Below are 22,582 nucleotides of genomic sequence, written 5' to 3' on the forward strand. Positions count from 1 at the left end.
GGTGGGACGAGGGGTCTCAGAGGCGCTCGATGACGGTGGCGATGCCCATACCGCCGCCGACACAGAGGGTGGCCAGGCCGTAGCGCTTGTCCTGCCGCTCCAGCTCGTCGATCAGAGTGCCGAGGATCATCGCGCCGGTGGCGCCGAGGGGGTGGCCCAGGGCGATGGCGCCGCCGTTGACATTGACCTTGTCCAGGCTCAGGCCCATGTCCTTGACGAAGCGCAGCACGACGGCGGCGAAGGCCTCGTTGATCTCGACCAGGTCGATGTCGTCGATGGTCAGCCCGGCCTTGGCGAGGGCCTTGCGGCTGGCCGGCGCGGGACCGGTGAGCATGATCGTCGGCTCGGAGCCGGAGACCGCGGCGGAGAGAATACGGGCCCGCGGGGTCAGGCCGTAGCGCTCGCCGACCTCCTTGGAGCCGATCGCGACGAGCGCCGCGCCGTCCACGATGCCGGAGGAGTTGCCGGCGTGGTGGACATGGTCGATCTTCTCGACCCAGTGGTACTTCTGCAGAGCGACCGCGTCGAAGCCGCCCGCGTCGCCGATGGTGGCGAAGGACGGCTTGAGGCCGGCGAGGGAGTCGGCGGTGGTGCCGGGGCGCAGGTGCTCGTCGTGGTCGAGGACGACCAGGCCGTTGCGGTCCCGTACGGGGACGACGGAGCGGTCGAAGCGGCCGTCCTTCCATGCCTCGGCGGCGCGCTCCTGGGAGAGCGCGGCGAATGCGTCGACATCGCGCCGGGTGTAGCCCTCGATCGTGGCGATCAGGTCGGCGCCGATGCCCTGCGGGACGAAGCCGGTGTCGAAGTTGGTCATCGGGTCGGCGAACCAGGCGCCGCCGTCGGAGGCCATCGGGACCCGCGACATGGATTCGACGCCGCCCGCCAGGACCAGGTCCTCCCAGCCCGAACGCACCTTGGCGGCAGCCATGTTGACCGCCTCCAGGCCCGAGGCACAGAAGCGGTTCTCCTGTACACCGGCCACCGTGTCGGGCAGCCCCGCGGCGATCGCCGCGATCCGGGCGATGTCGGAGCCCTGGTCGCCGACCGGTCCGACGACACCGAGCACGATGTCGTCGATGGCGGCCGGGTCGAGCCCGGGGAAGCGGCGGCGCACTTCGTGGATCAGGCCGACGACCAGGTCGATGGGCTTGGTGCCGTGCAGTGCCCCATTGGCCTTGCCGCGGCCGCGCGGGGTGCGGATCGCGTCGTATACGTACGCTTCGGTACTCAAGTCAACAAGCCTTTCGCATGAGGGTGGAGGCAGGAGCAGCGGGTGGGGACCGGGGCCGGTCCGGGTCAGCCGAGCAGGGAGCGACCGATGATCTCCTTCATGATCTCGGTGGTCCCTCCGTAGATCGTCTGGATACGGCCGTCGGTGAAGGCCTTGGCCACGCGGTATTCCGCCATATAGCCGTAGCCGCCGTGGAGTTGCAGACAGCGGTCGGCGACGCGCTTTTGCAGCTCGGTGGCCCACCACTTGGCCATCGAGGCATGCACCGCGTCCAGTTCCCCGGCGGAGTGGTCGGCGATACAGCGGTCGAGGAACGCGCGGGTGACGGCGCACTCGGTGGCCATCTCGGCTATCTCGAAGCGGATGTGCTGGAGCTTGGCCAGCGGCCGTCCGAACGCCTCGCGCTCCTTGACGTACTCGCTGGTGATCTCCAGCAGGTATTCGGCGGCCGCGATACCGGCGACGGCGATGCCCATCCGCTCCTGCGCGAGATGGGTCATCAGATGGACGAATCCGCCGTTCCGCCGGCCGAGCAGATTCTCCTTGGGAACGCGTACGTCGTGGAAGAACAGCTCGGCGGTGTCCTGGGCCTTCTGGCCGATCTTGTCGAGATTGCGGCCGCGCTCGAAGCCCGGCATATCGCGCTCGACGACCAGCAGGCTCAGGCCGTGCGCCCCGCCCTCGGGCGTCGTCCTGGCGACGACGATGACCAGGTCGGCGAGGATGCCGTTGGAGATGAAGGTCTTGGAGCCGTTGAGGATCCAGTGGTCGCCCGCGTCCTCGGCGTGGGTGCGGATGCCCTGCAGATCGGATCCGGCACCGGGCTCGGTCATCGCGATGGCGGTGATGATCTCGCCGCTGCAGAAGCCGGGCAGCCAGCGGCGCTTTTGCTCGTCGGTGCCGAGGGTCGCCAGATAGGGGCCGATGATGTCGTTGTGCAGGCCCACGGCCAGTCCGGCTGCGCCCGCCCGGGTGAATTCCTCGGCCAGCACCGCGCTGTAGCGGAAGTCGGGCTGCCCGCCCCCGCCGTACTCCTCGGGGACCGCCATCCCCAGCAGCCCCTGCTTGCCGGCCGCCCGCCAGGCGTCCCGGCTGACGATGCCGTCCTTCTCCCACTGCTCGTAATGCGGTGTCACTTCCTTGGCGAGGAAGGTCTTTACGACCTTGCGGAAGGCGTCGTGGTCCTCGGTGAAGATCTGGCGCTTCATCTGCGCGGTCATCTCTGCGGGCCCTCCTCGGAGCCGGTTCACTGGACGGTCTCGGTCGGCTTGGCGGGCTCCGTCCCTGAGGGAGCCGCCCCCAGCGGGATGGCGAGCGCCGGAGCGCGCCGGGCGGCGCCGTCGGCGAGCGCGCCGCCCCGCATCTCGCCGGCCCGCTCCGGGAAGAGGGCGGTCGCCTCGTCCCCGCCGCGGCGCGGGAAGGCCGCGTACGCGAGCGTGGTGACGCCTTCCATCAGCCGGCCGTGTCCTTCTGCTCCGTGCGGCCCGGCGCGGCGGACGGGATGTCGGCGGGGCCGGTGGGCAGCGGGGCGAGCAGGCCGGGGATGTGCCAGTCGCGGGCGACCTCCGCGGCGTCCGCACCGGGCCGCGCAGGGGGTCTGCGCACCGCTCCGGGGGTGCGCGAAAAGCGCGGCGCGGGCGCGGGCTGGGTCAGGCCACCGTGCTCGACAAAGGTGCCACGGGCGGCGAGATGCGGGTGCTGGGGTGCCTCGCGCAGGGAGAGCACCGGCGCCACACAGGCATCGGACCCCTCGAAGACCGCCGTCCACTCCTCGCGGGTACGGGTCCTGAACCGGGCGGCAATGGTGGTGCGCAGCTCGCCCCAGGCGGCGAGGTCATCGCGGCCGGGTGCCTCCTGCGCAATGCCCAGCAGCCGGATGAATTCGCCGTAGAACCGCTGTTCCAGCGCACCGACCGCCATATGGCCGCCGTCTGCGGTCTCGTAGGCGCCGTAGAACGGTGCCCCGCCGTCGAGCAGATTCGCGCTGCGCCGGTCCTGCCAGCCGCCGGCCGCCAGCATGCCGTGGATCATCGCCGTCAGATGAGCCGTGCCGTCGACGATCGCCGCGTCCACGACCTGGCCCGCTCCGCCCTCGGTCCGGGCGTGCTGGAGGGCGGCGAGGATGCCGATGACGAGGTAGAGAGAGCCGCCTGCGTAATCACCGAGGAGATTGGCGGGGATGGCGGGCGGGCCATCGGGCGGACCGATCATGCCGAGGGCGCCCGTGATGGCGATATAGCCGATGTCGTGTCCGGCGGTGTCGGCGAGCGGGCCCTGCTGTCCCCAGCCCGTCATGCGCCCGTAGACCAGGCGGGGGTTGCGCGCCAGACACTCCTCGGGGCCCACGCCCAGCCGCTCGGCCACACCGGGGCGGTACCCCTCCAGCAGCACATCGGCGCGCTCGGCCAGCTCGAGAACCTGCGCCACCCCGTCGGGGCTCTTCAGGTCCACCAGCACGGAGCGTTTGTTGCGGTTGGTGAGGTCGCAGGCCGGGTCGATGCCCAGCCCCGCTCCTCCGGGCCGGTCGACGCGGACGACATCGGCCCCCAGGTCGGCCAGGAGCATGGCGGCGAACGGGCCGGGTCCGATGCCCGCGAGTTCGACCACCCGCACCCCGCTCAGCGGGCCGTTCCCTGACTCCGTCATTGCGCCCCATGCCTCTCCGCACTGTGACACTTCTGATGTAACACTCATGATGTTAAGAACGTGTTCCACTTTCCACAACCCCCGTACCGAGTGGCGGCAGTGACAAAGGCCCACGACGGCGATGTCCAACTGTCATCACCGTCGCGGGCCTTTGCGCGCCTGCTGCCGCTGCGCCGCTATCCCCCGTCGAGCTCGGCGATGAGCTTCTTGGGAGCTATGACGCGATAGGACTCCTCCGCCCAGTCACAGAGCAGATCGACCGGCGGAGCACCGTGCCCCGCCAGGGGCACCCGCACCCATCCGGCCTTGCCCAGGCCGTAGCCCGCGGGCCTGGCGCCGGGCGAGGTCAGCGCATGGGCATGCGCCTCGGGGTCCGTCAGCTTCAGCGTGACCCCGGGTGGATGGCTGCCGTCGCCGATGCCGAGGAAGACAAAGACCTTCTTGTTGACCTTGATGACGCTCTCGCCCCAGGGGAACTCCTCCACGGCCCCGGGAAGCCCGAGCGCGAACACCCGCACTCGCTCCCGCAGCGCCGCCGGATCCGCCGCCTTCGCCATGCGCTCCTCCACATCCGTCCCCCGTACGACACCGCCCGCGATGCCGCCCGGCGCCGCGCTCGTCCGCGCAGACCACCCAACGCATTCCACGCTAACGGCGACCACTGACAACGGCCCGCGGAGCGCCGGATGCCGGGCCGCCCGAGGGACAACGGCCGTCAACTCCGCCCCGCAACTCGCCGCCGGACCGTTCGACTTCCACAGCGGTCAGGGGCTACGCCAGTTCACCGAGCCGGCGATTGCGCTGCTGCTGTCCTCACTGATCGCCTGGAGCGCGAGGCGAGACAGAAGAGCGCCGGCCGGCGCACGCACACCCTGCCCCCGCTCCCCCGGCCTCCGGCGCAAGATGGTCACCGGTCGCGGCCGTCGACGGCCAGACATCGGACGTCCCGCGTCATCGGTGCCATCAGCGCCCATCAGCGCCCACCCGCCCCCATCGGCGAATCCGGCCCGGCTCCGGCGCTCTGCCAAGGCTGCATGCCGCATTCCGTTTCACCGGGTCACCGGGTCACCGGGTCACCCACGCCCCGGCCAAGGGGAACGCGAGGAGCGGACGTTGACGGGGCGACCGCGACTGCTTAAGGTCCGGGCTCCAAGCCCATCGGCCGGTCGGGAGGACGCGCGATGCGACCGCAGGACACCTCTGGACGGACCTATGACCTCGTCCTCTACGGAGCGACCGGTTTCGCGGGCGCGCTCACGGCCGCCTATCTGGCCGCACACACACCCCGGAACTGCCGCTGGGCGCTGGCCGGGCGCAACCCGGCCAAGCTGGAGCAGCTGCGGGACAGGCTGACGAACATCGACCCGTCCTGCGCCGACCTGCCACTGCTACGGGCCGACAGCGGCGACCCGGACTCGCTGCGCGCGCTCGCGGCCGGTACCCGGGTGCTGGTGACGACCGTCGGCCCGTATGTGGTCCATGGCGAGCCACTGGTCGCCGCCTGCGCCGCGGCCGGTACCGACTATGTCGATCTGACCGGTGAGCCGGAGTTCGTCGACCGGATGTACGTCCGCCACGATGCGACGGCCCGCGCCTCCGGTGCACGCCTCGTGCACGCCGGCGGTTTTGACTGCGTCCCGCACGACCTGGGAGTCCTCTTCACGGTGGGGCTCCTCCCCGAAGGCGTTCCCGTACGCATCGACGGCTTCGTACGGACCAATGCGACGTTCTCCGGCGGCACCCTGGCCTCCGCGCTGACCGTCGCATCGCGTCCGGTCGCCATGATGCGGACTGCCCGGGAGCGTCGGAGGACCGAACCCCGGCCGGCCGGCCGTACGGTGCGGGCGCCGTTCGGACCGCCTCTCAGGAGCGGCGAAACGCGCACCTGGGGTGTGCCGTTGCCGACCCTCGACCCGCAGATCATCGCCCGCTCGGCCGCCGCGCTGGACCGCTACGGTCCCGACTTCCGCTATCGCCACTACGCGGGCGTACGGCGGCTGCCGATCGCCGTCGGCGGGGCACTGGGGGCCGGCGCCCTGTATGCGCTCGCCCAGGTGCCGCCCGCGCGGCGCTGGTTGTCGCAGCGTCTGGAGCCGGGCGACGGGCCTGGCCCCGAGCGGCGTGCACGCAGCTGGTTCACGGTGCGCTTCGTCGCCTCCGGCGGCGGCAAACGCGTGATCACCGAGGTCTCGGGCGGTGACCCCGGCTACGACGAGACGGCGAAGATGCTCGCCGAGTCGGCGCTGAGCCTGGCCTTCGACGACCTCCCGGAGACCGCGGGCCAGGTGACGACCGCGGTCGCCATGGGGGACGCGCTGACGGCCCGCCTCCAGGATGCGGGCATCACGTTCCGCGTCGTCCAGGGGTAGTTCGGCCCCAGGCCGGTCCCGCGGATCCCGCACCGCGATGGCGCCGTCAGGCGTTCACGAGCGCTCTGCGGCACAACGAGTCCGCGGCCCGGGTCGTCTCCGGAAGCCGGTACTCGGCCGCCAGGTGGAGGGTGTGCGCGCAGGCCCGGTCGAGGTCGATGCGGTGCCCTACGGAGACGAAGACCGGTTTGACGCCCTTTTGGGTCCGCAGCGCACGTCCCACCTCCTCGGCACCGTCCAGTAGAGGGGAGGTGGCGCCGCGGTCCGGCCCGGGAGGTTCGTACCGGAAGGTGAAGGGGTTCTTGGCGACGCCGATGGTGGGCAGCCCGGTCAGCACCCCCAGATGACAGGCGAGCCCGAAGCGGCGTGGATGCGCCAGCCCGTACCCGTCGCAGACCACGAGGTCAGGGGTGCGGGCGAGACGCCCGAGGGCATCGAGCGCGGTGGGAATCTCGCGGAAGGCGAGCAGCCCGGGGACGTACGGGAAGGAGACCTGCCCGACGGCGGTGGCCTCGTCGACGACGGCGCGGGTGCGGGCGTCCAGCGCGACGGCGGCAGCGGCAACGACACCGCGTGCGTCGTCATAGGCGACATCGACTCCGACCACGGTGCCCGCGAATCCCGGTTCCGGACCGGATTCATCGAGCCGCACAGCGGGCCGCAACCGGTCCTGGACCGCGCGCGCCTGGTCCTCGTCGGCCGGCCAGTGCCGCAGTTCGTCGTCGCAGGAGATCATTCCGGGAGTGTCCATGGTGACCGCCACGCTACCGAACCGGTGCCCGAGCCCCGGCCGGACGGATCGGCTCACGCTGGATACGGTCCGCCTGCCTCATCTCCGTCCTCGGCGTGCCCGCCCTCTCCGTTCCCGCCGGATTCACGCCGGGCGGCCTGCCCGTGGTGCTGCAGTTCATCGGTGCACCGCGCGCGGATCTCGCCGCCTCCGGGCGGGCCATTCCTACGAGCGGGCGACGCAGCGCAGGCGGCGGCGCCCGGACCGGCCCACGACCTGATCGAGACGCCCTGATCGAGACACCCTGAACCCCCTTGCGCGCACCACTTCCCGGGCCTGCGGCGCTCCGGTGGGGAACTGCGCGATCAGCCGGCCACGCCTTTCGCGCAGTAGTACCCCGGCCTGCGCATTCCCCTCCAGGAGGAGGCCAGGCTTGCGGTCCGGTCGCTCCTCTATATTGCAGCTATGTTCGTACTGGAACTCACCTACACCGCGCCCCTCGAACGCGTCGACGCCGCCCTCCCGGAGCATGTGGAATGGCTGCAGAAGGAGTACGCCGCGGGGCATTTCATCGCTGCCGGCCGTAAGGTCCCGCGTGACGGAGGCGTGATTCTCGCCGCCGGGACGGACCGAGCGACCGTCGAGCGGATCGTGGCCGAGGACCCGTTCTCCGTCGCCGGGGTGTGTGAGTACCGGATCACGGAGTTCGTGGCGACGACGACCGCCCCGGCTCTGGAGCAGTACCGGGAACAACTGCCGTCCTGAGGCACCGCCCTCCCGGCCCGGACCGCCGGTGAGCGGGCAGTCCGGGCACCGCCATCAGTGCGCTTGTCGCGGAGAGCTCCCGCCGTGGCGGCCGGCGGGTGGACGGGCGGGCGGGCGGGCGGGCGAAGTACTCGATCCCGTCCGTCAGTGCGGCAGACACCCTCCGGCGCTACGAAGCCGTGGTCGGCGGCACCGCTGCATCACCGAGTCGTCCGGGGCTTTCCGAAGCGGGTGATGCGGGTGATGCGGGCCAGCGTCCCCCGTTACGCCAGTAGTCCTGGATCTCCTCGAGCTGACGCCCCTTGGTCTCGGGCGCGGTGAGGGTCGCGAAGACCAGTGCGGCGAGCGCGAGGACGCCGAGGCCCGCGAAGGTCCGGGCCGCACCCGCCCAGGCCATCAGGGAAGGGAAGAACTGGGCAATCAGGAGATTGGCGACCAGATCGGCGGTGAGCATCACCGAAGCTCCGGTCGAGCGCAGTTGGGCAGGGAACGACTCGCTCGCATAGACCCAGATCAGCGATCCGAAGCCGAAGTTGAAGGCCGCGGTGAACAGCAGGATGGCGGCGAAACCCACCCAGGTCGTGGCACCGTGCAGCCGGCCCGTACCGAAGACCGCGGTCAGGACGGCGAGCATCACGACCATCGTGCCGATACCGCCGAGCAGCACCACCCGACGGCCGAGCCGGTCGATGATGAGGATGGCGAGCACCGTCGCGGCCAGCGAGGCGAGCTGGACGAAGGACGGCAGCAGGAAGTTCTGGCCGTTGCCGGCGAAGCCCATCTCCTCGAAGATCTGCGGGCTGTAGTACGTCACGGCGTTGATGCCGGTGATCTGGCAGAAGAATCCCAGGCCGACGACGAAGAGTGCGGCCCGCGCATACGGCTTGCGCAGCAACGAGCGCGCCGGTCCACCGCTCTCGTCCGCGAGCGCCGCCGCCACTACAGCAACCTCCGCGCGGGGATCGACGTCCGGATCGGTCATGGCCATGACCTCGACGGCTCGCTCCCTGTCACCCTTGAGGACGTACCAGCGCGGGGTGTCCGGCAGCCTCAGCAGCGGGATCAGCACGAGTGCGGCGGGGATCGCGGAGAGGCCGAGCATCCAGCGCCAGTGACCGCCGCCGGACAGGCCCCAGTTGACGAAGTAAGTGATGACGATGCCCGCGACCGTGGCCACTTGATAGGCGGCGACGGAGGCTCCGCGGATGCGGGCCGGGGTCGATTCGGCGACGTAGAGCGGGGCGGCGACGATCGAGATGCCGATGGCGATGCCGAGCAGGAAGCGCACGATGTCCAGTACCACGACGTTGGGCGCGAGGGCGGAGAGCGCGACGAACACGGCGTACGAGCCGGCGACGATCAGCATCGCGGCCTTGCGGCCCAGGGCATCGGCGAGCTTGCCGCCGAGCAGCGCGCCCACGATGGAGCCGAACACCAGGATGCTGTTGACCAGGCCCTTTTCGGCCTCGGTGAGATGGAAGTCCTTGCTCAGAAACACCAGGGCACCGGAGATGCTGCCGGTGTCGTAGCCGTAGATGACACCGACGACGGCGCCGGTGAGCGCGAACAGCCTGCCGGTGCGGCGTGCGGCCTTGGATGACGGTGACGGGGGCGTCGCGGAGAGCGTGGCAATGGACATGGGGAGTCCTTTGTGCGGCGGAGCGGGCCTTGCTGCATGACTGAAGCCATGTGACTGATCTTGCGAGTATTTGGCTTCTTTCACGCAACTGTCAACACCAAGTTTTCATGCCCCAGCCACTCCGCACCGCTCCCCCATCCACCCCGCCAGGACCGCCCATCGGGTCCCGTCTGCACCACCGCAACGCCTCCCACCTCTGATACATCCACCCGTACGAGGGATGGAGCTCTGAACTTTTTCTGCGTACAGTCGATTGCAACGAAGCTCAATGTTGCAGTTTCACGCAAGACAATCAGAGCAGTCAGAGCGGTCATTAGGTGCACCGCACGGGAGGGTGGGTCATGAACGAGATCTCGTACATGGAGCAGGAGCTGCGCAGTCAGCCGGAGACCTGGCGGGAGGCGGCCCGGATCGGGGCGGCGGCAGGCCGGCTGCCCAAGGCCGGACAGCGGGTGGCCGTCGTCGGCTGCGGCACCTCATGGTTCATGGCGCAGTCATATGCGGCGCTGCGCGAGGCAGCCGGACAGGGTGTGACGGACCCGTTCGCCGCCTCCGAGGCGTTCCTCGGCAGTGACCGCGGCTATGACGCGGTGGTCGCGATCACCCGGTCCGGCACCACGACCGAGGTACTGCGGGTGCTCGATGCCGTCAAGGGGCGCATCCCGACGGTGACGATCATCGGTGACCCCCAGACACCGGCGGTGACGGTCTCCGACGAGACGGTCGCGCTGCCTTTCGCCGACGAGAAGTCGGTGGTGCAGACCCGTTTCGCGACAACGGCGCTGACGCTGCTGCGCGCGCATCTGGGCGAGGACATCTCCCGGGCGGTGGCCGATGCGGAGGAGGCGCTGGCCGCGCCGGTGGAGAAGGAATGGGTGGACGCCGAGCAGTTCTCCTTCCTCGGGACGGGCTGGACGTTCGGTCTGGCCAATGAGGCGGCGCTCAAGATGCGGGAGGCGTCACAGAGTTGGACGGAGTCCTACCCTGCGATGGAGTACCGCCACGGTCCGATCGCGATAGCCGCACCCGGCCGGGTGACGTGGCTGTTCGGTCAGGCACCGGACGGACTGGAGGCCGATGTGCTGCGCACCGGTGCGCGCTTTGTGTGCCATGCGCGCGATCCGCTGGCGGATCTGGTGCTGATCCAGCGGGTGGCGCTGGAGCGGGCCCGTGCCCGCGGCCTGGACCCGGACAACCCCCGCAGCCTGACCCGTTCGGTGATGCTCGAGGCGCCGGCCGCCCCGTAGACATCCCCTCCCCTCACGTCAACCAGTCCCGTCCGCAAGGGAGTCAGCATCCCATGCCCCTCGTTCCGACCTCATCGATCGTCGATGCCGCGCATGAGGCGCGGGTCGGTGCCGCAGCCTTCAACGTCATCCATCTGGAGACAGCCGAGGCACTTGTCACGGCTGCCGAGCGCACCGACATTCCCTTGATTTTGCAGATCAGCGAGAACTGCATCCGCTACCACGGCAGCCTGCTGCCCCTCACCCGTGCCACCCTCGCGCTCGCCGAGGGCTCCACGGCCCCGATCGCGGTGCACCTCGACCACATCACCGACGCGGAGCTGGTCCGCCAGGGCATCACCGCCGGGGTGGGATCCGTCATGGTGGACGCCTCAGCTCTCCCGTACGAGGAGAACGTGGCCACCACTGCCGAACTCACCGCCTGGTGCCATGACCGTGGCGCCTATGTCGAGGCGGAACTCGGCGAGGTCGGCGGCAAGGACGGGGTGCATGCGCCAGGGGTCCGCACGGACCCGGACGAGGCCCTGGCCTTTGTCCGGGCGACAGGGGTGGATGCCCTCGCCGTGGCCGTCGGCTCCTCACACGCGATGCATGAGCGCACGGCCGTACTGGACAAGGACCTCATCGCGGCGCTGCACACCGCTTTGCCGGTGCCGCTGGTACTCCATGGCTCCTCCGGAGTGCCGGACGACGAGCTGCGGCGGGCCATCGCCGCCGGAATGACGAAGATCAATATCTCCACTCATCTGGTCTCCGTCTTCACCAATTCGATACGGCACACGCTGGGCGCCGACCCTTCGCTCGTCGACTCCCGTAAGTACCTCAAGCCCGCCCGGGAGGCGGTGGCCGAGGAAGCGGCGAGGCTGCTGGACGTACTGGGCACTCCGGCCGCGGTTGCGGACCGGTACGCAGCCCCGGCGCCGGCCCGGGGGTGAGGCAGCAGCGGGCGACCACCACCCGGCAGCGCTGCGTCCGCGGGGACGGGACGGTCTGCCGCGGTGGAGCAGAAGGGCCTCTACCGTGCGTCACAGTGGCCGGCCGGGACGAATTAGGCTCGCGTCATGAAGCGCCATGAACGGATGAACGCCCTGCTCGAGCTGCTCGGGGACCGGGGCCGGGTGGACGTCGAGGAGGCGGCGACCGCACTGGAGGTCTCGGCCGCCACGATGCGGCGCGACATGGACGCCTTGGCCGAGCAGCAGTTGCTGACCCGCACCCGGGGCGGGGCGGTGCTCAGCTCCGTGGCGTACGACCTGCCGATCCGCTACAAGCATGCTCACCGGTCGGAGGAGAAGGAGGCCGTGGCGAAGGCGGCGGCGAAGCTGGTCGAGCGGGGGGATGTGGTCGGGCTGAGCGGTGGCACGACGACCACGGCGATCGCCCGGGTGCTTGCCACCCGCCCGGACTTCGCCGAGGCCGGCCCGCAACCGCATCTGACGATTGTCACCAACTCCCTCAACATCGCCAATGAGCTGGCCGTGCGGCCGCAGATCAAGATCGTGCTCACCGGTGGGGTGGCGCACTCCCGGTCGTTTGAACTGGTGGGTCCGTTCAGCGAGTTGGTGCTGCAGCAGATCTCCATCGATATCGCCTTCATCGGAGCCAACGGCATGGAGCCGATGATGGGGGCCACGGTGCATGACGAAGCGGAGGCCCGGGTCAATCGCCTCATGGCCGAGCGTGCCCGGCGTGCCGTGGTCGTCGCGGACTCATCGAAGATCGGCGAACGGTGCTTCGCCCGGGTCGGCGGTGCCGATGTCTTCGACACGTTCATCACGGACAGCGGAGCGAAGGAGGAATCCCGCCGTGAATTCGCGGACCGAGGGCTGAGAGTGGTGACGGCACGCCCGTCAGCCGGCGAGTGAGGTAGCCCTTACCGGATACCCCCACGGGATACCCACGGCCGTCCGGTCGTCGGACCCGGCGGTACGACCGAGCCGACGGGCCGATCCGACGGTCCGTGCCGGCGAGCCGCGCCGAGCCGACGAGCCGAGCCCACGGGCGACGGGCTCCTGGGAGTCCCGTCCCTCACCTGGCCCGCCGGACTGATCCAGCCCGGCCTGCCCGGCTCGCGGCCTGCCTGGTCCGACCTGCCCGGACCGACGTCCCCGACCCGACGTCCCCGGTCCGGCGTGCCCGGCCCGGCCTGCCCGGTCCGGCGTGCCCGGTCCGCGCCCTTTGGTCCAGGTCCGACCCCACCGGGCCGGGGGGCGTGCCCGGCCCGCCTCGTCCGGGGCCCGCCCCGCCCCGGTTGCGAAAGGGCCGCGCTTGTGTCGCGCTTGTGTCCCCGTGTGGCCCCCGGGGCTGATTCACCCTGAGCCTGTATGGACAATGGGGAATGAACGTGCGAACCGCGTACGGACTTCGCGGGGGAAAACCGAGCTTTCCAACGGGGGAGATGTCGTGCGGAAGATCATGGCCATAGCGCTGGCAACGGTGGCGTGCAGCGCCTCTCTGACACTGGCCGGCGCCTCGACCGCGTCGGCCGCCGAGCGGCCGCCCCATTGCGTCGTGGTGCGGAAGTACTTCAACAAGAGCCACCAGCGCTACGTCCGCCTGACGAATCTGTGTTCCCGGCGGGCCGCGTGCTTCACCATCGTCGTCCCGCATCAGCGCGACCCCCACGGCGGCCTGCCCAAGGGCGCAACCAAGGACGTCCGCTATGGCACGACCTGGCAATCGCGGGCCCTGTATGTGAAGAACGCTCCCTGCTGAGCGGCCGCCGATAAGCCGCCCCGCCTCGACGGTGCGCAGATCGTGCCCACCGTCGGCAGGGGTCAGACGCGTACGGCGATGCCGTCCAGCACCATGGAGAGGTACTGGCGGGCGATCTCCTCGGGGCTGTGCTGTCCCCCCGGCCGGTACCAGCTCGCCGCGACCCAGACGGTGTCGCGGACGAAGCGGTAGGTGAGCCGGATGTCGAGGTCGGTGCGGAAGACGCCGTCGGCCACACCTCGTTCCAGCGTGCCCAGCCAGGCCTTTTCGAATTTCTGCTGGGAGTCGGCGAGGTAGCCGAAGCGGGGCTGGGCAACGAGGTGCCTGGACTCCTTCTGATAGATGGCGACGGCCGCGCGATGCCGGTCGATCTCCCGGAAGGACTCGGTGACCAGGGCTTCGATGGTCTCTCTGGGGCCGAGCCCGGCGGCGAGTACGGCGTCATAGCCGTCCCAGAGCTCGGTCAGAAAGCTGGACAGAATCTCGTCCAGCATCGATTCCTTCGAATCGAAGTGGTAGTAGAGGCTGCCCGCGAGCATCCCGGCCTCGTCCGCGATACGGCGGACGGTGGTGGCGTTGTAGCCGTGTGCGGCGAATACCTCCGCCGCGGTGTTGAGCAGTTCGCGGCGGCGCTCCGGTGACGCGTTCGCGGTCGTCGTCTTCTTCTTGGCGGCTGGCACCTGGCTATTGTCGCCCCGCCCACCACCTTCTGTGCGTCCCAGGTTGCCGCCTCTGTCGCACCTGTCGCACCTGTCGCACCTGCCGCACCTTCGCGTCCCACGCGCTTACCCCCTCGGCCCCCTCCCTCAACTCCCCTCCCTCAACTCCCCTCCCTCGGACTCCCCCCTCGGACTCCCTCCCCGGGCTCCCTTCCCTCTGCTGCCCTATCCGTCTACCGCTCCCCCTTGCCGCTCCCTTCCCTTGGCACGTCCTTGCTGCTCCCTTCCCTGATACGTCGTTGCGGCCCCCGTACGACTCTTGGATGCGGATGACGCAACGGCGCGAACACATTTCTTTTACTAGTAAAACACCTGCTAATCTCTCCTTATGGGGAAGCACGCCAGACCGACCGGAAAGAGCGCGCGCACCGCGCCGGGCAGCGCGGTGCGCGCTCGGCCGTTGCCGATCAGGAGCACCGTGCGACTGCGCCGCCCCGTCGACATCTGGCACAAACCGGCACTCAGTGCGGTGGCGGCGCTGGCGCTCCCCGACCTCGCGTTGTGCGCCCTGGGCCGGCTGGATCTGATCCTGTACACCTCGGCCGGGGCGATGTGCGCCCTCTATGCGCACGGCCTGCCGTACGCCGCCCGCGCCCGCACTCTGTTGTGGGTGGTGCTCGGAATGGTCGCCGGTCTGGGCCTCGCGCTGACCGCCGCCTCGCTGACCACCTCGACGGCGCTGCTCGTCGTGCTGGCTTCGCTGATGGCCGCGGTCCACAAGATGGTGTGTGATGCCACGCGCATCGGCCCGCCGGGGAACCTCATCCTGACGTTCATCGCGGCGTCGGCGTTCTTCGTGCCGCAGCAGCTCGGCCAGGTGCCCCAGCACATGGCGCTGGCGCTCGGCGCCGGGGGACTCGCCTGGCTGGTCTGTATGGCACCGGCCCTCATCCGGCCACAGGGACCCGAGCGCATCGCCGCCGCCCGCGCGCTGGAGGCCGCCGCGGGACTGCTGCGTACGGCCCCGGGCTCCGGCGGGGCGGATCCGGCCGGTGTGGCACACGCCCGGCATGCCACCGCCGCCGCCGTGAACGCCGCCTGGCACACGCTGTTCCTGGTCCGGGCGCGCACCCCGGCGAAGGCCACCGCGCGGGCCGGGCTCGAACGACTGCTGGTGCGGGCCGAGTCGGTGCTGGGGCACGATGCCCGCTCCGCCGCAGACAAAGCCGAGCGGCTCAGCTCCTGGGCGCGTGAGCTGCGTAGCGGGCGCCCGTTGCCCGGAGTGGTGCTGACGGCCGCTGAGGCCGGGGAACTGGTGGGAGTCGCTGACGAGGCGTGGCAGCCGCGGCGGCCCGCGCCCGGTGGTCCGCACGGGGTGCGGGCGGTGTTCACCCGGCTCGCACCCGGGTCACCGCTGCTGCCCATCGGCGCGCGGGTCGCCATCGGGTGTGTGCTGGCGGGCTGGGCATCGATGGCCGTCGGCGTCGGCCACCCGTACTGGGCCGTGGTGACCGCGGCCTCGATCTACCAGGCCAACACCACACTCTCCTGGCAGCGGGCGCTGCAGCGCACCCTCGGCAATCTGCTCGGTCTCGTGCTCTACACCGCGCTGCTGCCACTGATGCACCTCGGGCCGCTCGTGATGATCGTGCTGGTGCTGGCCTTCCAGCTCGGCGCGGAGGCCGGCATCACCCGTAATTACTGGCTCGGCTCGGTGTGGGTGACGCCGATGGCGCTGCTGCTGACCGAGTTCGGCAGTCGGCTGCCGGCGCGGACGCTGATCACCGACCGCTGGATCGACACCGTGGTGGGCGCGACGGTGGGGCTGGCCTGCTGTGTCCTGGTCACCAACCGGCGGGCCGCCGACCGTATCGAGGCCGCCCTGGAGCGGGTTGCGGCTGCGGAGGCCGCTGCATTGCGGCTGCTGACGACGGGGGACGCCCCCGGGGAGTTCGACGCCCGGGAGACCGGCTGGGCCCGTGACCGGCTGGCCGGTGGTCTGGTCGAACTCCGCGAGGCCGTGGAGGTGGCGGCCGGCGAGTGGTGGCAGCGCGCCCTGCCGCAGGAGCGGATCGCGCGTGCCGAGCAGCAGGGTCACCGGGCGCTGGCCGGTCTCGTGGGGCAGCACTCGACACCGGTGCCGGCCGCCTGACCCGCCTGCCCGCCCGGGGCCGCGGCCGGCACCGTACGGCAGGCACAATTAGGGGCGTACGAGATGGCGGAGAGGAGTGTGCGGGTGACCGAGGACATCGTCGCGGGGGTGCTGCGCCAGTGGCAGCGGGTGCACCCCGGGCTGGACACCGGCCCGATGGCGGTGATCGGGCGGCTCAACCGCTGCTCCGCGCTGCTGCAGCAGGCAGCCGATGCGCCGCTGCGGAAGGCCGGGCTCACCCGTCCCGAATTCGACATCCTCGGCACCCTGCGCCGGATGGACCGCGAGCTGACCCCCGGGCGGGTGGCCCGAGAGACCTTTGCGTCCGGTGCCGCGGTGACCAAACGCGTACGGCAGCTGGAGGAGCGTGGGCTGATCGCCCGCCGCCCCGACGAACGGGACCGCCGCGTCGCGCATCTCTCGCTCACCGACGAGGGACGCGAGACCATCGACCAGCTGCTGCCCGAGCAACTGCGGTACGAGGCGGCGCTGCTCGACGGCATCGGCGATCAGCGGCAGGAGCAACTCTCCACGGCACTGGGCGAATTGCTGGTGGTACTGGAGGGGCGGCTCGGCAGCCTGATGGAGTGAGGGAGGCGGCCGTGACCCCTGGACGCCCGTCCCGGCCCGGCGCCTCGCCCGTCCCGGCCCGGCGCCTCGTCCGTCCCGGCCCGGCGCCTCATCCGTCCGCCCTCCTGTCTGCCGGCGCGCGCCCCGCCTCCGCCTTCCACCATTCAGGCCTCCACCACGCCGCCCCGCCACGCCGACCCGCTCCGCCCGTGCGACGTCGGGGCCGCTGTCAGGGCTCCAGCCGTGCGATCCGGCCGCGCTCTCCGGCGGCCCAGCAGCCCAGGTCGGGGGCGCAGTCAACGGTGTCGTACGAACCGTGGTCGAAGGTGTGCCAGGTACGGCCGCCGTCGAGGGTCAGATCGCTGCCCGACGGACCGACCGCGAGGGCGAGGCGACGGGAGTGCGGGAGCCAGGCGGCGCCGGAGCGGTAGGCCTTCGGGGGTTCGACGGCCGGTGTCCAGGTGGCGCCGGCGTCAGCGCTGACCGCGGCGGCACGGGGCGAGGGCCGGCCGGGGCGGAAATCGCCGCCGACCGCGAGGGCATGGGTGCGGTCGCGCAAGGCGAGGGCGAAGACGCCACGGGCCGGGTCGCCCGCGGGTACCGGGGTATCGGTGACCGACCAGGTACGGCCGCGGTCGGCGGTGTGCAGCACGCGGGCGGTGGCCGCGCCACCGGTGGCGATCCAGGCATCACGGCGGCCGGCCGACACCAGGCACTGGCCGCTGGCGGCGAACGCGGCTTCGCCCTTCTGGGCCGGCGGCATCCCGTCGGACGGCAGTACGTGCCAGCTGCGGCCGCCGTCCGCGGTGGACAGGATGCGGTACCTGCCGTCGACGGGGTCGCTGAGTGCGATGCCGTGCCGCCGGTCGAAGAACGTCAGGCAGTCGTAGAACGCACGGGGGTCGGTGTTGCGGAAGCTTTCGGTCCAGGTGGCGCCGGCATCGTCGGTGCGGAAGACGCGTGAGGCCTCGCCCTCACCGATCGCGAGGACGACCGCGCGGCGCGTATCGAGTGCCTCGACGTCACGGAACTCCAGTCCCCCGGCGCCGGGTGGGGAGATGTCGCTCCAGTGCTTACCACCGTCGTGGGTGCGCAGCACGGTGCCCGCCGTACCCGCGACCCAGGCGGTCGTACGGCTGACGGCCGCAAGACCGCGAAAGCGGGCGGTGCTGCCGCTGTCCTTGAGCCGCCAGCCGGCGTGCGGGGTGGTGAGCGACGCCGCCGGCACCGGCTCGCCGGCTGCCGTCTGCGCCACCGCGGACGAACCGGCGCCCCTGGTTGCGAACGGCGCCGCGTCCCTGGTCCCGTAGGGCCCCGCGTCCCTGGTCCCGTAGGGCCCCGCGTCCCTGGTCCCGTGCGGAGCCGCGTGAGCGGTCCCGGGGGCGCTCGCGGAGGTGGTTCCGTACGTGTGGGTGCTCGTCTGGCGGGCCGCGGCCGCCGGGCCTGCCGCCATTGCTGCGAGCACCGCCGCACCGGCGGTTACCGCCGCCCAGCGCCGGGCCCGGCGCGTACCCCGCACCCCCCTCGCACCCCGGTCCGAGCCCCCGAACAACAAGCGTCCCGTGCGCCTCATTCGCCCCACCCCGCTCTGGTTTTGGGCTGGAAGCTAGCCCAACCCGACCGCGCCGTCCAGACCGTCGTCATCCAGCCGACCACCGTCCACAGACGTCCAGCACCGCCCACCCCTGCTCGCGACAACCGGCGCGCGCCGCCGTCCTGCGCCGCCGCCCTACGTCACCGGCCCACGTCACCGGTCCACGTCACCGGCGGCGAGTGAGGTCACGATCACGGCGCAGCGATGGCGTGCCACCGGCACGACACCACGTCTGACGGGCCGTCAAATCAGGCACCCAGGGACCGATCACCCACCCCGGGTGCACGCCAAAGAGGGCATATGCGCACATTCAACGGCCCGTGATGCAGGTCACGTGGGAATCCAATGCACCTGGCGCGATGACCTGCGCGTCCTAGTAGTCAAAGACCCAACGATCCGCACCGAATGCAAGGGAGCCGGCGATGTCCAGAGTCATCGACCAAGCCGTTCAGGCCCGTCTCATCGCGACCGCTCCCCGGTCGCAGGTGATTCCGGCGAGCCTGCGTTATGACCGCGCCGACCCGTTCGCGGTGCGCTTGGTCTTCCCGCCCGCCGCGTCGCTGGACGGAGCCGAGGTGGCGTGGACGTTCGGGCGGGATCTGCTGGAGGAGGGTCTGTGCGAGCCGGCCGGGGCGGGCGACGTGCAGATCTGGCCGTACGACTCCGACGCCGTGGTGATGGAGTTTCACGCCGTCGGTGGCATGGCGGTCGTGCAGTTCGACGCACAGGAACTGCGGGCTTTCCTGGCCCGGTCGTACCAACTCGTCGCAAAGGGCGACGAGGCGCGGCATCTGGACGTCGAGGCCGATCTCGCCGCGCTGTTGCGCGAGGCGTAGGACTCGCCCCCTGACAGCGATGATGCGGGCGCGCACCTCCTCCGAGCCTCGCGCCCTCAGCCTCGCCCCGGTATCCCTCTGCATTCTCCCGCAAGCTCGCCGTCTCAAGTTCGCCCCGCCGCCGCAGTCGGAGGCTCATCGGCGGGCAGCAGGCGGCACTTGGACATCCCCCGGCGCAGGAGCCGCCCCGTCGGTCGCACTGCCGATCGCTCCGTCGGCCGCACTGCCGATCACCCCGTCGGCCGCCCCGTCGGCCGCCCCGCCAATCGCCGCGTCGGCCCCGCGACCGGGCGGCACCGGCGCAGGTTGCCCTTCCGCTGTACGGCCCGCCCCGAAGAGGTTCGCCAGATGCAGATCCAGCAGCCGTAGTGCGGTCCGGGAGTCGTGCACACCCAGCAGGACGTAGGTGGCGAGCCCGTCGGCCATGCTGATCAGCAGCATCGCCTCGTCCTCGGTGGCACGCTCCGGCGGCACCTCACCACGGTCCGCGGCCAGCCGCAGCTGGTCGGCGAAGAAGGCACGGAGCCGGGGGATGCCGTTCTCGGCCTCGGCGCGCAGGGTCTGGTCGTGCACCGCGCGGGCGAAGTAGGCGGCGCCGACCAGCAGTCCGATGCGGCTCTTGTCGTCCAGCGGCAGCATTCCCGACAGGCAGGCGCGCAGCACCTCGCGCGGCGTCGGCTCCTCGGTCAGCTCCTCGATACGCGCGCGGATCCGGGCCGCGGCGAGCCGGTTGATGCGCTGGAGGGCGAAGAGGAGCATCTCGTCCTTGGTGCGGAAGTAGTGCTGCAGCCGGCCGAGCGAGATACCGGCCTCCGCGGCGACGTCGCGCAGGCTCGCGCCGTCCAGCCCGCGGGTGCTCGCAATCCGCCACAGCGCCTCGGAGATCTCCTGGCGCCTGGCTTCGTGGTCCACCTTCTTGGGCACGGATGACCTCCTTCGTACAGTGCGCGGCCCGTCGCACAGGGCGGCACATGGCGGCACATGACTCCGGTCAGGGTGCCCGGCCGCTTTTACAAGTCGCTTGTACCGTTATAACGTATCGCCACTCAATACGCTTGACTTGGAAACCGGTGACCCTCATGCCCGAGCCCGCCGCCCCACTGCTGCGCCCGCCCCGCCACCGGGTCGATCCCCGGGCCCGTCGCTGGTGGACGGTCCAGGCACTGCTGACGCTCAGCGGTCCGATGCTGCTCACCGCACTCGCCATGGCGGTCCTGTCCCTCCTCTTCTTCCCGGGCGCGCTGCCGTGGTTGGGCCCGCTCCTGCTCGTGGTGCTCGTACTGCCGGCCGTCGGCTATCTCGTGGTCATGCCACGGTGGCGGTATGCGGTGCACGCCTGGGAGCTGGGCGGACGTGCGGTCTATGCGGCCGGCGGCTGGTTCTGGCAGAAGCGGCGGATCGCTCCGCTGACCCGGGTGCAGACGGTGGACACCGTGCGCGGACCCCTGCAACGGCGGTACGGACTGGCGACGGTGACCGTCACCACCGCGTCGACCGCGGGCGACATCAAGATCGCGGGACTGTCGGACGCGGACGCCGAGGAACTGTCCCGGCGGATCGGCGAGGCGGCGCAAGACGTACCGGGTGATGCCGCATGAGCGCGCCGCTGGAGCCCGAGGTACCCGGCATGGACCGGGACGCACGAGGGGTGGACCGCGACGCGCCCGGCACGGATCGCGGCACGCGAGGCATGGACCGCGGCGCACCAGGCATGCCTACCGCCATACCCGGCACACCCACCGCCGTACCTGCCGCGCTCACCGACGCACCCGGCACGCGGCCCGGCACGGCCCCATGGCGGCGGCTGGATCCGCGCACACTGCTGGTGCACTGCGGCTGGATGGCCGCGCCGCTCGGTTCGCTGGCGCTGACGGCGCTGGCCACCGGGGGCCGGATCACCACCGGAGCCTGGTTCACGCTCGCCGCCATCGCCGTCTCGTTCGGCGTGGTCACCACGATCGGCCTGATCCGCTGGGCCCGTACGGACTTCCGGATCTCCCTCCCCCAGCCTGCGGACGGCTCGGGAACGGATGCTCCCGGCGGTGGCGGCGGGCGCCACGCCCGGACCCTCGACGTACGCAGCGGACTGCTGAACCGGCGGCTGCGCAGTGTCCCGTTGCACCGCATCCGCACCGTCGATCTGACGGCTTCACCGCTGCACCGGCTGCTGGGCGTCACGGTGTTGCGAGCCGGTACGGCGGGCTCGGGGGACGGCCGCAGCGAGTTGTCGCTGGAGGCACTCGCGGTCCCGGAGGCGGAGCGGCTGCGCGCGGAACTACTCGCGTACACGGACGTCGAGGCGGTCGCGAACGACCCGGTCGTGGCCCGGATCAGCTGGCGCTGGCTGCGGTATGCGCCGCTCACCTTCTGGGTCATCGGCGGGGTGTTCGTGGTGGCCGGTTCGGTCTACCGGGTCCTGGACGGCATCGGCATCGAGGCCTGGAAACTCGGCTTCGTCCAGCGGGCGTTCACCGAATTCGGCGCAAGTGCGCTGTGGCTGACGATCCCGGCGGCGCTGCTCGCGGTCCTCGCCCTCGGCTCGGTCGGCGCCGTCGCCCTGTACGTCGAGAACTGGTGGAACTACTGCCTGGAGTGGACCGACGCACGCACTCTGCGGGTGCGCCGCGGCCTGTTCACCACCCGCGCGGTCACCATCGAACGGGCCCGGCTGTGCGGGGTGTTGCTGCGCGAACCGCTGCTGTTGCGGGCCGGTGGCGGGGCGCTGGTACACGCGGTGGCGGGTGGTCTGGGCAACCGCGAGGAGAACCGCAAGCGCAGTGGGCTGCTGCCGCCGGCGCCCCGCCCGGAGGCGCTGCGGGTGGCGGGCGGCGCCCTGCGGTCACCGTTCCCGGGAAGCGTGTCGCCGGCCGGGCTGGCGCCGCACCCCCGCGTCGCCCTTCGCCGGCGCCGGGTGCGCGGACTGCTGTGGGCGGTGCTGCCCGGCACCGCCGTCCTCGCCGGCCTCGGCGCGGCGTTCACACCCGTTCTGCTGCACTGCGCCTGGATCTACGCGGTGATCACCACGGCGATGGTGCTGTGGCTGGCCCGGGACGCGTACCGCAATCTGGGGCACGGCGTGGACGGCCCGTATCTGGTGGCCCGCTCGGGCACCTTCAGCCGCGACACCCTGGCCCTCCAGCGCGAGGCCATCGCCGCCTGGACGTTCTCGACCTCGCCGTTCACCCGCCGGGCCGGCCTGGTCACCCTCACCGCCGCGGTCGCGGCGGGCGAGGACGGCTACCGGATCCCGGACCTCTCGGCCGCCGAGGCCCCGGCCTTCGCTGCGGCGGCTGCCCCGGGGATCCTGGAGGAGTTCCTGAGGCACCCCGGGACACCGGATCACCTTCCGGCGCAGCGACTGCCGTAGCGGCACGGGCACGTCATGTGCGGGGGCGCCGCTCCTTCGGCCGGAGGGGCAGCGCGCCGGTG

At 71.2% G+C, this 22,582-nt stretch carries 21 protein-coding genes; 11 read left to right on the plus strand and 10 right to left on the minus strand.

The features are described 5' to 3' along the window. Nucleotides 1-16: 16 nt before the first annotated feature. The 5 genes from ACWGJY_RS26535 to ACWGJY_RS26555 form a co-directional block, all read right to left on the minus strand. Complete coding sequence (locus ACWGJY_RS26535; RefSeq protein ID WP_453263351.1) at nucleotides 17-1,231, minus strand: acetyl-CoA C-acetyltransferase; 1,215 nt, start codon at nucleotides 1,229-1,231, stop codon at nucleotides 17-19. Between the two features lie 65 nt (nucleotides 1,232-1,296). Beyond that, nucleotides 1,297-2,439, minus strand: a complete 1,143-nt coding sequence (locus ACWGJY_RS26540) for an acyl-CoA dehydrogenase family protein (RefSeq protein WP_453263386.1) — start codon at nucleotides 2,437-2,439, stop codon at nucleotides 1,297-1,299. A gap of 38 nt (nucleotides 2,440-2,477) precedes the next feature. Beyond that, nucleotides 2,478-2,684 carry a hypothetical protein gene (locus ACWGJY_RS26545; protein WP_453263352.1) on the minus strand — a complete coding sequence of 69 codons (207 nt, stop codon included), beginning with the start codon at nucleotides 2,682-2,684 and terminating at the stop codon, nucleotides 2,478-2,480. Further along, nucleotides 2,684-3,877, minus strand: coding sequence for a CaiB/BaiF CoA transferase family protein (locus tag ACWGJY_RS26550; protein ID WP_453263353.1), 1,194 nt, complete (start codon nucleotides 3,875-3,877; stop codon nucleotides 2,684-2,686). Before ACWGJY_RS26550 ends, ACWGJY_RS26545 begins: the two co-directional genes overlap by 1 nt. Nucleotides 3,878-4,053: 176 nt before the next feature. Next, nucleotides 4,054-4,434 carry an MmcQ/YjbR family DNA-binding protein gene (locus ACWGJY_RS26555; protein WP_453263354.1) on the minus strand — a complete coding sequence of 127 codons (381 nt, stop codon included), beginning with the start codon at nucleotides 4,432-4,434 and terminating at the stop codon, nucleotides 4,054-4,056. A gap of 624 nt (nucleotides 4,435-5,058) precedes the next feature. Between ACWGJY_RS26555 and ACWGJY_RS26560 the strand changes: the two genes are divergently transcribed. Then, nucleotides 5,059-6,246, plus strand: coding sequence for a saccharopine dehydrogenase family protein (locus tag ACWGJY_RS26560; RefSeq protein WP_453263355.1), 1,188 nt, complete (start codon nucleotides 5,059-5,061; stop codon nucleotides 6,244-6,246). Nucleotides 6,247-6,292: 46 nt separating this feature from the next. Here ACWGJY_RS26560 and ACWGJY_RS26565 read toward each other — a convergent pair whose 3' ends face one another. Then, nucleotides 6,293-6,997, minus strand: a complete 705-nt coding sequence (locus tag ACWGJY_RS26565) for an endonuclease V (RefSeq protein WP_453263387.1) — start codon at nucleotides 6,995-6,997, stop codon at nucleotides 6,293-6,295. 444 nt (nucleotides 6,998-7,441) lie between these two features. On the opposite strand from ACWGJY_RS26565, the gene ACWGJY_RS26570 reads away from it, so the two are divergent. After that, nucleotides 7,442-7,741, plus strand: a complete 300-nt coding sequence (locus ACWGJY_RS26570; protein ID WP_030983847.1) for a YciI family protein — start codon at nucleotides 7,442-7,444, stop codon at nucleotides 7,739-7,741. 169 nt (nucleotides 7,742-7,910) lie between these two features. On the opposite strand, the gene ACWGJY_RS26575 is transcribed toward ACWGJY_RS26570, so the two are convergent. After that, nucleotides 7,911-9,380, minus strand: coding sequence for a sugar porter family MFS transporter (locus ACWGJY_RS26575; protein WP_453263356.1), 1,470 nt, complete (start codon nucleotides 9,378-9,380; stop codon nucleotides 7,911-7,913). Nucleotides 9,381-9,721: 341 nt separating this feature from the next. Here ACWGJY_RS26575 and ACWGJY_RS26580 point away from each other — a divergent pair, with 341 nt between their 5' ends. The 4 genes from ACWGJY_RS26580 (at nucleotide 9,722) to ACWGJY_RS26595 (ending at nucleotide 13,342) form a co-directional block, all read left to right on the plus strand. Next, the gene (locus ACWGJY_RS26580; RefSeq protein ID WP_453263357.1) at nucleotides 9,722-10,627 is read left to right on the plus strand and encodes an SIS domain-containing protein; all 906 of its coding nucleotides are present in this window, start codon (nucleotides 9,722-9,724) and stop codon (nucleotides 10,625-10,627) included. 53 nt (nucleotides 10,628-10,680) lie between these two features. Further along, nucleotides 10,681-11,562 carry a class II fructose-bisphosphate aldolase gene (locus tag ACWGJY_RS26585; protein WP_453263358.1) on the plus strand — a complete coding sequence of 294 codons (882 nt, stop codon included), beginning with the start codon at nucleotides 10,681-10,683 and terminating at the stop codon, nucleotides 11,560-11,562. A 126-nt stretch (nucleotides 11,563-11,688) separates the two neighbouring features. Beyond that, nucleotides 11,689-12,492 (plus strand): DeoR/GlpR family DNA-binding transcription regulator, encoded by an 804-nt coding sequence (locus tag ACWGJY_RS26590; protein ID WP_453263359.1) that lies wholly within the window; start codon nucleotides 11,689-11,691, stop codon nucleotides 12,490-12,492. Between the two features lie 538 nt (nucleotides 12,493-13,030). After that, a complete protein-coding gene (locus ACWGJY_RS26595) occupies nucleotides 13,031-13,342 on the plus strand; it encodes a hypothetical protein (RefSeq protein WP_453263360.1) in 312 nt (103 codons plus the stop codon). 62 nt (nucleotides 13,343-13,404) lie between these two features. Here the strand turns inward: ACWGJY_RS26595 and ACWGJY_RS26600 are convergent, their stop codons facing one another. Beyond that, nucleotides 13,405-14,022: a TetR/AcrR family transcriptional regulator gene (locus tag ACWGJY_RS26600; RefSeq protein WP_453263361.1), complete on the minus strand. Its 618-nt coding sequence runs from the start codon at nucleotides 14,020-14,022 to the stop codon at nucleotides 13,405-13,407. 367 nt (nucleotides 14,023-14,389) lie between these two features. Here ACWGJY_RS26600 and ACWGJY_RS26605 point away from each other — a divergent pair, with 367 nt between their 5' ends. After that, the gene (locus ACWGJY_RS26605) at nucleotides 14,390-16,153 is read left to right on the plus strand and encodes an FUSC family protein (RefSeq protein ID WP_453263362.1); all 1,764 of its coding nucleotides are present in this window, start codon (nucleotides 14,390-14,392) and stop codon (nucleotides 16,151-16,153) included. Between the two features lie 84 nt (nucleotides 16,154-16,237). Continuing rightward, nucleotides 16,238-16,744: a MarR family winged helix-turn-helix transcriptional regulator gene (locus ACWGJY_RS26610; RefSeq protein ID WP_453263363.1), complete on the plus strand. Its 507-nt coding sequence runs from the start codon at nucleotides 16,238-16,240 to the stop codon at nucleotides 16,742-16,744. A 208-nt stretch (nucleotides 16,745-16,952) separates the two neighbouring features. Here ACWGJY_RS26610 and ACWGJY_RS26615 read toward each other — a convergent pair whose 3' ends face one another. Continuing rightward, nucleotides 16,953-17,978: a WD40/YVTN/BNR-like repeat-containing protein gene (locus ACWGJY_RS26615; protein ID WP_453263364.1), complete on the minus strand. Its 1,026-nt coding sequence runs from the start codon at nucleotides 17,976-17,978 to the stop codon at nucleotides 16,953-16,955. A gap of 761 nt (nucleotides 17,979-18,739) precedes the next feature. On the opposite strand from ACWGJY_RS26615, the gene ACWGJY_RS26620 reads away from it, so the two are divergent. Continuing rightward, nucleotides 18,740-19,153, plus strand: a complete 414-nt coding sequence (locus tag ACWGJY_RS26620; RefSeq protein ID WP_453263365.1) for an SsgA family sporulation/cell division regulator — start codon at nucleotides 18,740-18,742, stop codon at nucleotides 19,151-19,153. Between the two features lie 135 nt (nucleotides 19,154-19,288). Here ACWGJY_RS26620 and ACWGJY_RS26625 read toward each other — a convergent pair whose 3' ends face one another. Beyond that, nucleotides 19,289-20,077, minus strand: coding sequence for a TetR/AcrR family transcriptional regulator (locus ACWGJY_RS26625; protein ID WP_453263366.1), 789 nt, complete (start codon nucleotides 20,075-20,077; stop codon nucleotides 19,289-19,291). A gap of 155 nt (nucleotides 20,078-20,232) precedes the next feature. Between ACWGJY_RS26625 and ACWGJY_RS26630 the strand changes: the two genes are divergently transcribed. Further along, nucleotides 20,233-20,751 (plus strand): PH domain-containing protein, encoded by a 519-nt coding sequence (locus ACWGJY_RS26630; protein WP_453263367.1) that lies wholly within the window; start codon nucleotides 20,233-20,235, stop codon nucleotides 20,749-20,751. Nucleotides 20,752-20,843: 92 nt separating this feature from the next. After that, complete coding sequence (locus ACWGJY_RS26635) at nucleotides 20,844-22,520, plus strand: PH domain-containing protein (protein WP_453263388.1); 1,677 nt, start codon at nucleotides 20,844-20,846, stop codon at nucleotides 22,518-22,520. The last annotated feature ends 62 nt before the right edge of the window (nucleotides 22,521-22,582 follow it).

The organism is Streptomyces sp. NPDC054765 (assembly GCF_053612065.1).